Source organism: Amycolatopsis mongoliensis (genome assembly GCF_030285665.1).
In the GTDB taxonomy this organism is placed as follows: Bacteria; Actinomycetota; Actinomycetes; order Mycobacteriales; family Pseudonocardiaceae; genus Amycolatopsis; species Amycolatopsis mongoliensis.
The window spans coordinates 4,631,257-4,644,573 of the sequence record NZ_CP127295.1 but is presented as its reverse complement, the minus strand read 5'-3'; the positions used below and the strand labels follow the sequence as shown (position 1 = coordinate 4,644,573).

Here is a 13,317-nt window from a genome sequence, read left to right as displayed (position 1 = left end):
GCTGAGAGCGCTCTCAGAGCAGCGAACCAGTGTGCGGCCCGGAAGTCAACGAAAGTCCCGGGACGGCCCCGGCCGCATCGAAAGATCGAGGGTTTCGAGGCGGTCGGCGACGAGCGTGACGACACCTTCGGCGGCCTGCGCCTGCCCGCGGACGAGCAGCGCGGCGCTGGTGCGGGCGACCAGGCGCTGCCGCTGCCACAGGCCGGGCGAGACGAGGACGTTGGCCATGCCCGTCTCGTCCTCGAGGTTGAGGAAGGTGATCCCGCCGGCGGTCGCCGGGCGCTGCCGGTGGGTGACCGCGCCGCCGACCCACACCCGTGTCCCGTCCGGCACCCGCGTGAGCTCGGCCGTCGTGATCGCGCCGCGCGCGGTGAGCAGCCCGCGCAGGTATTCGACGGGGTGGCTGTCCGGGGAGACGCCGGTGGCCCACAGGTCCGCGGCGGTGACCTCCAGCCGCGTCATGCCCGGCAGCGCGGGCGCGTCGAGGCCCGGGGCCAGGCCGGGCAGGTGCCCGGGCCGGGTGGCCGCCGCGGCGCCCGCGGCCCAGAGGTCCTGGCGCCGGTCGCCGCCGAACGCGCCCGCGGTGGCCAGAGCTTCGACGGCGTTCTTCTTCAGCCCGACGCGGCGGGTGAGGTCGCCGACCCCGGCGTACGGGCCGTTCGCGTCGCGCTCGGCGACGATCCGGTCCGCGGTGTCCTCGCCGAGGTGCCGGACCCCGGCGAGGCCCAGGCGAAGCGCGACGCCGCCGGTACTGTCGGGGTCGGGTTCGAGGGTGGCGTGTGCGAGGCTGGCGTCGATGTCCGGCTCCCGGACGCGGACGCCGTGGCGGCGCGCGTCGGCCACCAGGGACTGCGGGCTGTAGAAGCCCATCGGCTGGGCGCGCAGGAGCCCGGCGCAGAAGGCGGCCGGGTAGTAGCGCTTGAACCACGCTGACGCGTACACCAGCAACGCGAACGACATCGAGTGCGCTTCGGGGAAGCCGTAGCCGGAAAAGGCGTGGATCTGCTCGAAGATGCGCGTCGCCAGTTCGCGGTCGAGACCGTTGGCTTCGCAGCCGGCGAAGAACCGCGCCATCAGCGCCTTCATCTTCGCGCTGGACCGCTTGGCGCCCATGGCGCGGCGCAGCTGGTCGGCTTCGGCGGGGGTGAAGCTCGCGACGTCGACGGCCATCTGCATCACCTGTTCCTGGAACAGCGGCACCCCGAGCGTCCGGTCCAGGCTGGACGCCAGCAGCGGGTGGGCGTGCTGCCACTCCTCTTCCCCGCGGCGGCGCCGGATGTACGGGTGCACCGAGCCGCCCTGGATCGGGCCGGGCCGGATCAGCGCGACCTCGACGACGAGGTCGTAGAACTTCCTCGGCCGCAACCGCGGCAACGTCGCCAGCTGCGCGCGTGACTCCACTTGGAACACTCCGACCGCGTCGGCCTCGCAGAGCATGTCGTAGACGTTCGGGTCGGCCAGGTCGAGCTTGCCCATGTCCACAGTAGACTCGTGGTGCTCGGCGACGAGGTCGATCGTGTAGTGCAGCGCGGACAGCATGCCGAGGCCGAGCAGGTCGAACTTGACCAGGCCGACGGTCGCGCAGTCGTCCTTGTCCCACTGCAGGACGCTGCGGTCGGCCATGGTCGCCCATTCGACCGGGACCACCTCGGAGACCGGCTGTTTCGAGATCACCATGCCGCCGGAGTGGATGCCGAGGTGGCGCGGGAAGTCCTCGATCCGGGCGGCCAGGTCGAGGACGTCGGCGGGGATCTCGCCGGCCGTCTGCTGCTTCGTGCCACCCCAGCGGTCGACGAGCTTGCTGTAGGCGTCCTGCTGCCCGGGACTGTGTCCCAGGGCTTTCGCGGCGTCGCGGATCGCCGACGGCGCCCGGTAGGTGATGACGTTGGCGACCTGCGCGGCGTGGAAGCGGCCGTGCTTCTCGTAGACGTACTGGATGGCCTCCTCGCGGCGGCCGGACTCGATGTCGATGTCGATGTCCGGCGGCCCGTCCCGCTCCGGCGCCAGGAAGCGTTCGAACAGCAGGTTCCACTTCACCGGGTCGGCGTGGCAGATTTCCAGGGCGTAGCAGACCGCGGAGTTCGCCGCCGAGCCGCGGCCCTGGCAGAGGATGTCCGCCTCCTTGCAGAACCGGACGATGTCCCACACCACCAGGAAGTAGCCGGGGAAGCCGAGTTTTTCGATGATGGCGAGCTCGTGGTCGAGCTGGGCGTAGGCCTTCGGGTTCTCCTCCCGCGACCCGTAGCGCTTCCCCGCGCCGCGCCAGGTCAGCTCGGTCAGGAACGACATCTCGTCGTGGCCGGGCGGCACCGGGAACGGCGGGAGGTCGGGGGCGACGAGCTTCAGGTCGAACGCGACCTCGACGCCGAGGACGGCGGCGCGCCCGACCGCGCCGGGATAGCGTCGCTCGAAGCGGCGTCGCTGTTCCATCCCGGAGCGCAGGAACGCCTGCCCCGACGGCGGCCGCCAGCCTTCGAGCTCCTCGGCCGACCGCCGCGCCCGGACGGCGGCGACCAGGTCGGCCACGGCGGCGTCCTCCGGGCGGGCGTAGTGCGCGTTGTTCGAGACGACGGTCGGCAGCCGCAGCTCCTTCGCCATCGCGGCGAGGTGGTCGTTGGCCGCGTCGTCGAGGGGCAGCCGGTGGTCGATCAGCTCGACGGCGACGTGCCGCGGCCCGAACCAGTCGGCGAGCCGGCCCAGCTCGGCCCGCGCGGCGGCGGGCCCGTGCGCGGCGAGCGCCCTCCGGACCGGCCCCTTGCGGCACCCGGTGAGCACGACGACGTGCCCGGCCAGCTCGTCGACCAGCTCCTCGAGGTCGTAGACGGGCCGGCCCTTCTCCCCGCCCGCGATCTGCGCGTGGGAGATGACCTTGCAGAGCCGGTGGTAGCCCTCCTGCTGCCGGGCGAGCACCAGCAGGTGCGACCCGGCCGGGTCCGGTTCGCCGGCCTGCGGCCCGGGCAGGTCGAGCGACAGCTCGGCGCCGAACCCGACCCGGACGCCGAGCTCGCGGGCGGCGTCGTTGAACCGGACGGCGCCGTACATGCCGTCGTGGTCGGTGAGGACGAGGGCGTCGAGCTCGAGCCGCGCGGCCTCCTCGACGAGCGTCTCGGGATGGCTCGCGCCGTCGAGGAAGCTGAAGTTGGAGTGGACGTGCAGCTCGGCGTAGGGGGCGCGGATCCGGTCGCCGGCGTCGTCCCGGGTCTTCCGGTCCCGCAGGTCCGCGGGCGCCCCGGCGTACCCTTCGCGTTTGCGCGACCACGCCGGGGCGTCGTTGCCGTCGCCGGGAGCCGGCGGTCGCCCGGAGGCGATCCGCTCCACTTCGGACCACGGCACACTCGGATTGTTGAACGCCACAACTCCGCTCCCCACAAGGAGTTCGCTGTGGGGAAGCCAGCGACTACGGTTCGAACACGCGGACGACTACGGTGCCTCGATCCTGAGCCGGGAGGCGGCCGGTGTCAACTCGGGAGTCGCATCGGTCACAAAGGACTAGTCGTAAATGCCCTCCACCGTCCACTGTGGATTGTCGCCGACCGTGGCTTCGAGCAGCAGCGCCAGGTCGTCGTCCTCGCCTTCCAGCACCACCTGGACGCGGGCCGTCGACGGGTGCACCACCCACGGCCCCGCCGAGCCGAGGACCCGGCGTGGCGGGCGGCCGTCGATCGCGACCGTGGCCGGGGGGTAGCTGAGCTCGCCGCGCTCGGTGCAGCGGACCGCGTCGCCGACCGCGTCGAGCACCAGCGCCGCCGGGGGCCGGGGCGGTACGCGGGCCGGCGACGGGGCGGGCAGGCGGCCCGGCCACGGCCGGTCCTCGGTCACCGGGCGCCGCGGCTCGCCCCACGGGACCAGGCGGACGCGCTCGGCCGGGCCGCGGCCGCCGTCGAGCAGCGGCGTGACGACGGCGTCGGGCCCGAGCAGGCCCTGGATGCGCACGAGGGCGCGGCCGGCGCGCTCGGCGGCGTCGGCGTCGCGGCCCATCGACCCGAGCTGCAGCTGCAGCGCCTGCCCGCCGACGACTTCTTCGGGGTCCAGGCGCAGCCGGACGATCCCGGCGGTGGGCCGGTCCCGGGCGGTGAGCCAGCCTTCGCACTGCCAGCGCACGCGGTCCGCCGTCGCGCGGGCGGTGAGGGGTTCGGCGCAGCGCCAGACGCGTACGCGCTCTTCGCCCGCTTCGGTGACGGCGACGATGGCCAGGCGGGTGCAGGCGAGGCCGTGGTTCGCGAGGCCCGCGAAGAAGCGTTCGCCCAGGGTCTTCGCGACGAACGCGGCTTCGTCGATTCGCCGGAGGGGGTCGTCGAAGGTTTCGGTGACGGTCAGGTCCGGCGGGAGGGCGCGCCGCAACGGCGGGCGTTCGGCGAGGCCGCGGGCGAGGCGGTGGGCGGTGACGGCGTCCTTGGCGAAGCGACCGGCGACGTCGTGTTCGGCCAGGGCGGCGAACGCGCCGAGGGTGCGCAGGCCGAGGCGGCGGAGCGTGTCGACGAGCTCGCCGCGGTCGTCGCCGGGCTGGTTCAGCTCGGCGATCGAGAGGGGCGCGAGGAAGGCTTTCGTGTCGCCGGGCGGGACGACGGCCGAGCGGCGGGCGGCGAGGATGGCGGCGAAGAGGCCGTCGGCGATCCCGATCTGGCACTCGACGCCGGCTTGGGCTTCGACCTCGTTGATGAGGAGTTCGGCGAGGGCTTCTTCGCCGCCGAAGTACCCGGCGGCACCGGTGACGGGCACGGCGACGATGCCGGGCCGCACGACCTCGACCCCGACGGCCTGCGCTTCGACGGCGGCGGCGACGGGTTCGAAGAGCCGGGCGTCACGGTCCGGATCGTGCTGGTGCACCACGAGTTCCGGGCACCGGGACTGGGCATCGCGGCGACGCATCCCGCGCCCGACACCACTGCGGCGCGCTTCGGCGGAGCACGCGACGACGCGGTTGCCGGAGAAGACGGCGGCGGGAGCGAGGGGCGAGGTGCCCGCGGCGGCCCCGGCGGCGACGACCGGCCAGTCCGGGCACCACAGCACGAGCAGCCGTGGCGGACCGTTCATCCCGCGGCCGCGGGAGAGAAACCGGCTGTGGCGAACGGCTTCCGGCTCATCGCGTGGTCGCAGCAGAACAGCCGGCCGCCGTGGCCGACAACTGGCTCATCGCGCGGGCCTGGTCGATACGAGGCCCCCGGCCCGCCGGTCAGCGCGCCCCCCGGCGCCACGGCTCACCCGGCCACCTCGGCCAAGCGCCGCTCCGGTGACTCGACCGCCGCCACCGCGCCGCCTGGTCCCGGCAGCTGCAGCCGCACCGACGACGGCCTGGTCGCCGCCCCTCGGCCGCGGCTCGTCGCCACCACCTCGCGCGACCTCAAGTGCCCGTAGCCGTCCGGGGTCAGACCGTGCCAGCGGCGTCGGGAAACTCGCAGCTCCACGTCCGCGCCCGGCCACGGGCCCACCGTCAGCAGCACCGTTCCCCGGCTGCGCACCCGGCCCGCCAGCCGGCGGGCGAGCTGGGGCTGGATGCCGACCGGTCCGAGCACCACCAGGTCGAACCCGTCGACCAGCGCCGACAACACGCCCGTCAGCTCCGCACCGGGGTGCGGCACCAGCGCGATCCGCTCCAGGTCGACGCCGAACTCCGCCGCCGCGGCCAGGCCCAGCTCGGGCAGCGCCGTCACCGCCGCCCAGGAACCGTCGCGGGTCGCCGCCGCCAGCAGGGCCAGTACCAGGGACATCGCGCCGCCCACCGCCACCGTGCTGCCGCGACGCAACCCGCCGCCCGGCAGCAACTTCGCCAACGGCGGCAGCACCGTCAACAGCTCCGGCGCGGCCGGGCCCGGACTCAGCTGCGCCGCCGTGCGGACCCCCGGGATCGCCGTGAGCCCGGCCAGCGCCTCCGGCACCGCCACCACCGCTCACCTCCAGCACCACGTACTCGTACCGGGCGAACCCAGAAAGTCATCGAACACTTGTTCGCATAGTGCGAGACGGGCGGCCCGCTGTCAAGCCGGGGGTCACCCCGCCGGGGCAGGGTCGTTCCGGCACACTGGACGGCATGACCCGCGCGAACCCGGGCATCGACGCCGCGAGTGTCGACACGCTGACGGACGCGGTCCTCACCGCGTCCCGGCTCCTGGTGGCGGTGTCCGTCCGGTCGATCGCCGCGGCCGAGGACAACCTGACCCTGCCGCAGTTCCGGCTCCTCGTGGTGCTGCACACGCGCGGGCCGCTCAAGCACGCGACGCTCGCCGAGCACCTCGGGGTCACGCCGTCCACCGCCAGCCGCATGGTCGACAAGCTGGTCGCCGGCGGACTGGTCGACCGCCGGCACAGCCCGGTGTCCCGCCGCGAGATCGTGCTGGAGATCACCCGCGAGGGCGCCCGGATCGTCCGGCAGGTGACGACCCGGCGGCGCAAGGAGATCGCCAAGATCGTCGCCCGGATGCCGGAGGAGAGCCGGCGGGGGCTCGTCGACGCGCTCACCGCCTTCGCCGAAGCCGGCGGGGAACCGCCCGCCGCCGAAGGCAGCTGGGGCTGATCCTCAGACCACGCGGCTCACGATCCACGCGTGCGTGCCGACCCGGCGCACGCGCTCGAACCCGAACTCCTCGAACAGTTCGACGGTGGCGCTGAACAGGAACCGCCCCGGCGCGTCCCGGCCGGCCGTCACCTCGGAGATCGCCTCGACGAGCCCGCCGCCGGCCGCGGCGATCTGCGCCAGCGCCCCTTCCAGCGCCGCGCGGGCGACGCCGCCGCGCCGGTGTTTCCGGTCGACGAAGAAGCACGTGATCCGCCAGTCCGGGCGCGGCGGCGCAGCTTTGCCGTACTCGCGCCGGTGCTTGATGCGGGGCAACTCGTCCGGATCGCCGTACTGGCACCACCCCTGCGCGACGCCGTCGCCGTCGACCACGAGCGCCGCGTGCGCGCCGCCGGTGCGCACCCGCTCCTCCTTGAGCTCCCGGCGGACCTTCCCGCGCACCTTGCCTTCCGGGTGGAACCCGAGGCACCAGCAGCCGCCGAAGACGCCGTTGTTGCGCTCGGCCAGTTCCGCGAACGCGGCCCACGTCGAGGCGTCCAGCGGCCGGGTGGTGTAGGTCACCCGCGGGATCCTGCCCCAGCCGGGACCCGAGCGCCACCACGGTGAACCCGGCCACTCCAGCGCGTCTCGACTTGACCTCGACTGTTCGCTACTACAAGTATTGCTGACTGCAATACCCGTAGTCCGAGAGGGAGGCCCGATGAGCGGCGGTACGCCCGCGCAGCCCCGCGCCACGCACCTGGGCGACTTCCAGGTCCGGCCGCGCATGCTGCTGATCGCCCTGCTCGCGGTCCCGGTCGGCGGCGCCGCGGCCCTGGCCGCGCTGGCCCTGCTGAAGCTCATCGGCCTGATCACGAACCTCGTGTTCTACCAACGGTTCGACACCGCGCTCGTCGCGCCGGGCGCCGCCGCGCACCCCTGGTGGCTGGTGCTCTTCGCGCCGGTCGCCGGCGCGCTGGTGATCGGCCTGATGGCCCGGTTCGGCTCGGAGAAGATCCGCGGGCACGGCATGCCGGAGGCGATCGAGGCGATCCTGACCGGGGAGAGCAAGATCGCGCCGCGCGTCGCCGTGCTGAAGCCGGTGTCGGCCGCGGTCAGCATCGGCACCGGCGGCCCGTTCGGCGCCGAGGGCCCGATCATCATGACCGGCGGCGCTGTCGGGTCGATCCTCGCGCAGCTGCTGCACCTCTCGGCGGACGAACGCAAGACGCTGCTCGTGGCCGGCGCCGCGGGCGGCATGGCGGCGACGTTCAACGCCCCGCTGGCGTCGATCCTGCTGGCGGTGGAGCTGCTGCTGTTCGAATGGCGGCCGCGCAGCTTCGTCCCGGTCGCGGCCGCCGTCCTGACCAGCACGCTCTGCCGCGGCTTCCTCCTCGGCACCGACCCGGTCTTCGGTCTGCCCGCCGCACCGGCGCCCGGTGCGGCGGCCGACGTGCTCGCGCTCGTGCCCGGCATCACCGGCGGCCTGCTCGCCATCGCCGCGACCGCGCTGGTCTACCTCGCCGAGGACGGGTTCGCCCGGCTGCCGATCCACTGGATGTGGTGGCCGGCGATCGGCGGGCTCGCCATCGGCGCCGGCGGCCTGATCGAGCCGCGCGCGCTCGGCGTCGGCTACGACGTCATCGACCAGCTGCTGACCGGCCGGGCCACGACGTCGCTGATCGTCGGCGTCCTGGTGGTGAAGACGCTCATCTGGTCGCTGTCGCTGGGCTCGGGCACGTCCGGCGGTGTCCTGGCCCCGGTGTTCATGATCGGCGCGGCGCTCGGCGCGGCCGAGGGCGGGCTGCTCCCCCACGTGACGGCCGGGTTCTGGGCGGTGTGCGGCCTGGCGGCCGTGGTCGGCGGCGTCATGCGGTCGCCGCTGACGGGCATCGTGTTCACCCTCGAGCTGACGCACGCCTGGAACGACCTGCTGCCGTTGGTGGTCGCGTCGGTGTCGGCGTACGCGGTGTCCGTGCTGCTGCTCAAGCGGTCGGTGCTGACCGAGAAGATCGCGCGCCGCCGCCTGCACCTGACGCGCGAGTACACGACCGACCCGCTGGAGACGTTCTTCGCGCACGAGGTGATGACGGCCAACCCGGTCGTCTTGACCCGCGGCGAAACGGTGTACGAGACGCTGCCGCACTCCCGCCACGCGACGCTCTACCCCGTGGTGGACGGCCAGGACCGCTTGATCGGCGTGACCACCCGGCACGCGCTGCTGACGTGCGCGGGCCGGACCGTCGCGGACGCGACGACGCCCGCCCACGCGACGTGCCACCCGGACGACACGCTCCGGGAGGTGGCGAACAAGCTCGCGACGGGCCACGTGACGCAGGCGGTGGTGGTCGACCGCGAAGAACCGGCCCGGGTGCGCGGAGTCGTGACGCTGGCGCAGCTCCTGCACGCCCGGCGGCGGGATCTGCACGAAGAACACCACCGCGAGCGGGTCCTCGCTGTGACGCGGATCCCCGTCACGTCCTCGTCCGCCACCTCGTCCAGGAGGTGAAGCGAGAAAAGAGGAAGAGATGCACCGGATCCTGATCGTCGGCGGCGGCTACGCCGGGTTCTACGCCGCCTGGAAGCTGGAAAAGAAACTCCGCAAGGGCGAAGCCATGGTCACCCTCGTCGATCCGCGGCCCTACCTGACCTACCAGCCCTTCCTGCCCGAAGTCGTCGCCGGGGCCGTGGAAGCCCGGCACGCGGCCGTGTCGCTGCGGCGGCACCTGCGCCGCACCCACGTCATCGCCGGGACCGTGACCGCCCTCGACCACGCGCACCGCGTCGCCACCGTGCGGCCCACCGACGGCGCCGCCTTCGAGTTCGGCTACGACCTCGTCGTCGTCACCGCCGGGGCCGTCACCCGGAAGCTGCCCGTGCCCGGCGTCGCCGAGCAGGCGATCGGCCTCAAGCACGTCGAAGAGGCCGTCGCGATCCGCGACCGGCTGCTCACCTCGTTCGACCGCGCCGCGGTGCTGCCCGAAGGCCCGCTGCGCCGGAAGCTGCTCACCGTCACCTTCGTCGGCGGCGGCTTCTCGGGCGTCGAGGGCTTCGGCGAGCTGCTGTCGCTGGCGACGGCGCTGCTCAAGCGCTACCCGGAGCTGCGCCGCGACGAGCTGCGGTTCCACCTCGTCGAGGCGTCGGGCCGCATCCTGCCCGAGGTCACCGACCGGCCGGGACGCTGGGTCGTGCGCGAGCTGGAACGGCGGGGCGCGCGCGTCCACCTCGGCACGCTGGTGACGTCGGCGGCCGGCGGGCACGTGACCCTCTCGACGGGTGAGGAGTTCGACTCGGAGCTGATCGTGTGGACGGCCGGCAACGGCGCCAACCCCGTCATCGGCAAGCACACCGACCTGCCGGTCGACGAGCGCGGGCTGGTCGTCGTGCGGCCGGATCTGCGGGTCGAGGGCGTGCCCGGCGCCTGGGCGGCCGGCGACGCCGCCGCGGTGCCCGACCTCGCCTCGCCGGTCCCCGGCGCGCGCACGGTGCCCAACGCGCAGCACGCCTACCGGCAGGGAAAACTGCTGGCGCGCAACATCATCGCGACCTTGCGCGGCCGCGAGCCGAAGCCGTACGTCCACCGCAGCCTCGGCTCGATCGCGACACTCGGCCTCGGCCGCGGCATCTTCCAATACCGGCGCCTGGTGATCACCGGACTGCCGGCGTGGCTCATGCACCGCGGCTACCACGTGCTGGCGGTGCCGAGCTGGGAGCGCAAGGTCCGCGTGCTCGCGGTGTGGCTGACGGCGGCGCTGTTCGGGCGCGACATCCTGTCGCTGGCTTCGGTGCAGCACCCGCGCGACGCGTTCGTCGGCGGCGGTGCCCAGCCGGAAGATCTCCCCGCCCCCTTCAAGGTATAGCCGAACCCGGGGCTTGCGGCAAGGCGGGGGTGATCCCCCAGAATGGCCCGCCGTAGGCCACCACCAGGGAAAACGGGGGAACGCTCGATGCGGGTGCTGCTGACGACATGGGGTTCGCGAGGGGATGTCGAGCCGCTGGCCGGGCTCGCGGTGGCCCTGCGGGACCAGGGCGCGGACGCGGTGGTGTGCGCGCCGCCGGACGACGACTTCGGCCGGCTGCTGGCCCGGGCGGAGGTGCCGCTGGTGCCGCTGGGCCCGACGGTGCGCTCGGTCGTCGCCGGTCCGAAGCCGCCGACGGCCGAAGACGCGTTCAAGCTCGCGCCCCGGCTGGTCGACGCGCGGTTCGAGACGCTCACCGCGGCGGCCGAAGGGTGTGACGCGCTGCTGGCGACGGGCCTGATGCCGGCCGGCGCGCGGGACGTGGCGGACCACCTGGGCCTGCCGTACGTGTTCGCGTGCTTCCACCTGCTCGGACTGCCGTCGCGGCACTTCCCGCCGGGGGCGCGGCCGGGCACGCCGTCCTCGCCGGACGAGACCGACAACCGGGTGCTGTGGCAGCAGGACGCCGAGCGGGTCGACGCCCTGTACGGCCCGGCCGTGCGGAGCCACCGCGCGGCGCTCGGCCTGCCGCCGGTGGACAACGTCCGAGACTACGTCTTCACCGACCAGCCGTGGCTGGCCGCGGACCCGCTGCTGTGCCCGTCGGAGGGCAAGACCGACCTCGACATCGTGCAGACGGGCGCGTGGATCATGCCCGACGACCGGCCGCTCCCGGACGGGCTCGAGGAGTTCCTCGACGACGGCGAGCCGCCGGTCTACGTGGGCTTCGGCAGCATGGCCGCGTACGCGCCGCAGGGCATCGCGCGGATCGCCATCGAGGCGGTCCGTGCGCGGGGCCGCCGGATCGTGCTGGCCGCCGGCTGGGCGGGACTGGCCCCGATCGACGACGCCGGCGACTGCTTCGCCGTCGGGGAGGTGAACCAGCAGGCCCTGTTCCGGCGGGTCGCAGCGGTCGTGCACCACGGCGGCGCCGGCACCACCACGACGGCGGCGCGGGCCGGCGCGCCGCAGCTGGTCGTGCCGCGGATCGCGGACCAGCCGCACTGGGCGGCGCGAGTGGCCGAGCTGGGCATCGGCGCGGCGCACCTGGACCCGGCACCGACGGTCGAGTCCCTGACCGCCGCGCTGGACACGGCGCTCGCCGCGGAAAGCCGGGCGAAGGCCGTGGGCGGCGAGATCCGTCCCGACGGCGCGACGGTGGCCGCGAAGCGGCTCGTCGAACTGGCCGGCTGAGCCTCAGGGGCCGCACTTTCCCGGGTAAGTGCGGCCCCCTCAGGCCTCAGCCCGCGAACGGGCTCGCGTCGATCGCGCAGGTCTTGCCCGCCGCCGGGAACGCCCCGGAAACCAGGTAGTCCCGCTTCACCTGCTCGGTGCACGTGCTCGGCACGTACATCGACGAGTGCCCGTAGCCCTCGGTGACGAACACCCGGGCGCGAGCCAGTTCCGCGGCCCCGTCGCGGGCCCCGGCCAGTGGCGTCGACGGGTCGTAGCGGTTGTTCAGCACCAGGATCTCCGCCGACGTCGGGCGGTTCCACGGGCCGGTGTACCGGTCCGCGGCCTTCGCCTGCCAGAACGCGCAGCTCATCATGTCCAGCACGGCGATCCGGCCGAAGTACGGGACCCGCTGGTCCTCCGACTCCGCGTACCGGCTGTAGATCGCCGGGTCGGTGGGGACGTCGCTGTCACTGCACTGGATGGCGTTGAAGGCTTCGGTGCGGTTGGACGTGTACGGCTCGCCCGCCTTGAGCGCGGAAACCGTGGCGGGAGCGTCGTACAGGCGCTGCAGCAGCGACGCGATGTCCGGCCAGCCCCGCGAGTCGGACAGGTCCGCCGCCGAGTTGATGATCCCGGAGTACGTCCACGTTTCGCCGTCCACGGTGATGGGGGCCTGCTTGGCCCGCGCCGTGATCGAAGCCCACTTCGCCTTCGGGTCGCCCGAGGAGAACGCGCACTTCGGGCCGGCTTCCGTGCACAGGCGCAGGAACTGGTCGAACGTCTGCGAGATGCCGGTGGCGACGTCCTGGCGGGTGTCCAGCGGGACACTGTGGCCGGCGCCGTCGTGGCCGGTGGCGTTGCCGGCGAAGTCCATCGTGCCGTCGAACACCATGGCGCGGATGCGATCCGGGAACAGGTTCGCGTACGTGGCCCCGAGCTGGGTCCCGTAGGAAATGCCGTGGTAGGTCAGCTTCGCGTCGCCGACCGCGCGGCGCAGCAGCTCGAGGTCGCGTGCGGTGTCGGCCGTCGAGACGTGCTCGAGGATCGGGCCGGCCTTCGCCGAGCACCGGTCCGCGAGTTCCTTCGACTTGGCGTAGAAGGCCGCGTTGCCGCTCGGGTCGCCCGGCATCTCCGGGAAGGAACCGAAGAACGACTCCTGCTCGGCGAGGGTGTCGAAGCACCGGACGGCCGTGCTGTTCCCGATCCCGCGCGGATCCCACGAGACGACGTCGAACCGCGCGCGCAGCTCGTCGGAGAACAGCCACGGCCACTTCCCGCGCTCCCGCAGGCGTTGCAGGCCGGACGCGCCGGGGCCGCCGAAGTTGACGAACAGCGTGCCGATCCGGTGCGTGGGATCGGTGGCCGGCAGCTTGATGAGCGCGAGGTCGATCTTCGCGCCCGAGGGCCGGTCGTAGTCCAGCGGCACCGACGCGGTGGCGCACTGGAAGCCGTCTTCGCAGCCGGTCCAGCTCAGTTTCGGAGTGGGAACGCTGTCGACGGAAGCCGAAGCCACCGCCGGTCCGGCCACGACGGCCAGCGAGGCCCCGAGCGCGACGACCAAGCCGCGCACGAGACCTCCCCCAGTAAGACGACGCACGAAGAGCCCTTTCGTCGGAGAAAACGATCACCACTACAGACGCCGGGCGCCTGCCGAGGTTCCACAAGTCATTCGCGGTACCCCCGGCGGGGGTT

Annotated in this window: 9 protein-coding genes; 4 read left to right on the top strand and 5 right to left on the bottom strand. The window is 73.5% G+C overall.

Annotated elements, in window-relative coordinates; all coding sequences use genetic code 11:
• Positions 1-45: 45 nt before the first annotated feature.
• The 3 genes from QRX60_RS22645 to QRX60_RS22635 all read right to left on the bottom strand — a co-directional run bounded on the left by QRX60_RS22645 (position 46) and on the right by QRX60_RS22635 (position 5,882).
• Entirely contained in the window at positions 46-3,354 is a 3,309-nt protein-coding gene (locus QRX60_RS22645; RefSeq protein WP_286002766.1) for an error-prone DNA polymerase, read from the bottom strand.
• A gap of 135 nt (positions 3,355-3,489) precedes the next feature.
• Positions 3,490-5,034 carry a DNA polymerase Y family protein gene (locus tag QRX60_RS22640; RefSeq protein ID WP_286002765.1) on the bottom strand — a complete coding sequence of 515 codons (1,545 nt, stop codon included), beginning with the start codon at positions 5,032-5,034 and terminating at the stop codon, positions 3,490-3,492.
• 164 nt (positions 5,035-5,198) lie between these two features.
• Positions 5,199-5,882, bottom strand: a complete 684-nt coding sequence (locus tag QRX60_RS22635; RefSeq protein ID WP_286002764.1) for a hypothetical protein — start codon at positions 5,880-5,882, stop codon at positions 5,199-5,201.
• 146 nt (positions 5,883-6,028) lie between these two features.
• On the opposite strand from QRX60_RS22635, the gene QRX60_RS22630 reads away from it, so the two are divergent.
• Positions 6,029-6,511: a MarR family winged helix-turn-helix transcriptional regulator gene (locus QRX60_RS22630; RefSeq protein WP_286002763.1), complete on the top strand. Its 483-nt coding sequence runs from the start codon at positions 6,029-6,031 to the stop codon at positions 6,509-6,511.
• A gap of 3 nt (positions 6,512-6,514) precedes the next feature.
• On the opposite strand, the gene QRX60_RS22625 is transcribed toward QRX60_RS22630, so the two are convergent.
• A complete protein-coding gene (locus QRX60_RS22625; protein WP_286002762.1) occupies positions 6,515-7,072 on the bottom strand; it encodes a GNAT family N-acetyltransferase in 558 nt (185 codons plus the stop codon).
• Between the two features lie 139 nt (positions 7,073-7,211).
• Between QRX60_RS22625 and QRX60_RS22620 the strand changes: the two genes are divergently transcribed.
• The 3 genes from QRX60_RS22620 to QRX60_RS22610 all read left to right on the top strand — a co-directional run bounded on the left by QRX60_RS22620 (position 7,212) and on the right by QRX60_RS22610 (position 11,643).
• Positions 7,212-8,999, top strand: coding sequence for a chloride channel protein (locus tag QRX60_RS22620; protein WP_286002761.1), 1,788 nt, complete (start codon positions 7,212-7,214; stop codon positions 8,997-8,999).
• A 19-nt stretch (positions 9,000-9,018) separates the two neighbouring features.
• Positions 9,019-10,350 carry an NAD(P)/FAD-dependent oxidoreductase gene (locus QRX60_RS22615; protein ID WP_286002760.1) on the top strand — a complete coding sequence of 444 codons (1,332 nt, stop codon included), beginning with the start codon at positions 9,019-9,021 and terminating at the stop codon, positions 10,348-10,350.
• Between the two features lie 87 nt (positions 10,351-10,437).
• Complete coding sequence (locus tag QRX60_RS22610) at positions 10,438-11,643, top strand: glycosyltransferase (RefSeq protein WP_286002759.1); 1,206 nt, start codon at positions 10,438-10,440, stop codon at positions 11,641-11,643.
• A gap of 46 nt (positions 11,644-11,689) precedes the next feature.
• Here the strand turns inward: QRX60_RS22610 and QRX60_RS22605 are convergent, their stop codons facing one another.
• Positions 11,690-13,195, bottom strand: a complete 1,506-nt coding sequence (locus tag QRX60_RS22605) for an alpha/beta hydrolase (protein WP_286002758.1) — start codon at positions 13,193-13,195, stop codon at positions 11,690-11,692.
• Positions 13,196-13,317: the final 122 nt, after the last annotated feature.

What these genes read in the sequence shown, in the direction of transcription:
- QRX60_RS22620 (WP_286002761.1), top strand. Translation starts at nt 7,212, where the DNA reads ATGAGCGGCGGTACGCCCGCGCAGCCCCGCGCCACGCACCTGGGCGAC.
- QRX60_RS22640 (WP_286002765.1), bottom strand. Translation starts at nt 5,034, where the DNA reads ATGAACGGTCCGCCACGGCTGCTCGTGCTGTGGTGCCCGGACTGGCCG.
- QRX60_RS22610 (WP_286002759.1), top strand. Translation starts at nt 10,438, where the DNA reads ATGCGGGTGCTGCTGACGACATGGGGTTCGCGAGGGGATGTCGAGCCG.
- QRX60_RS22630 (WP_286002763.1), top strand. Translation starts at nt 6,029, where the DNA reads ATGACCCGCGCGAACCCGGGCATCGACGCCGCGAGTGTCGACACGCTG.
- QRX60_RS22615 (WP_286002760.1), top strand. Translation starts at nt 9,019, where the DNA reads ATGCACCGGATCCTGATCGTCGGCGGCGGCTACGCCGGGTTCTACGCC.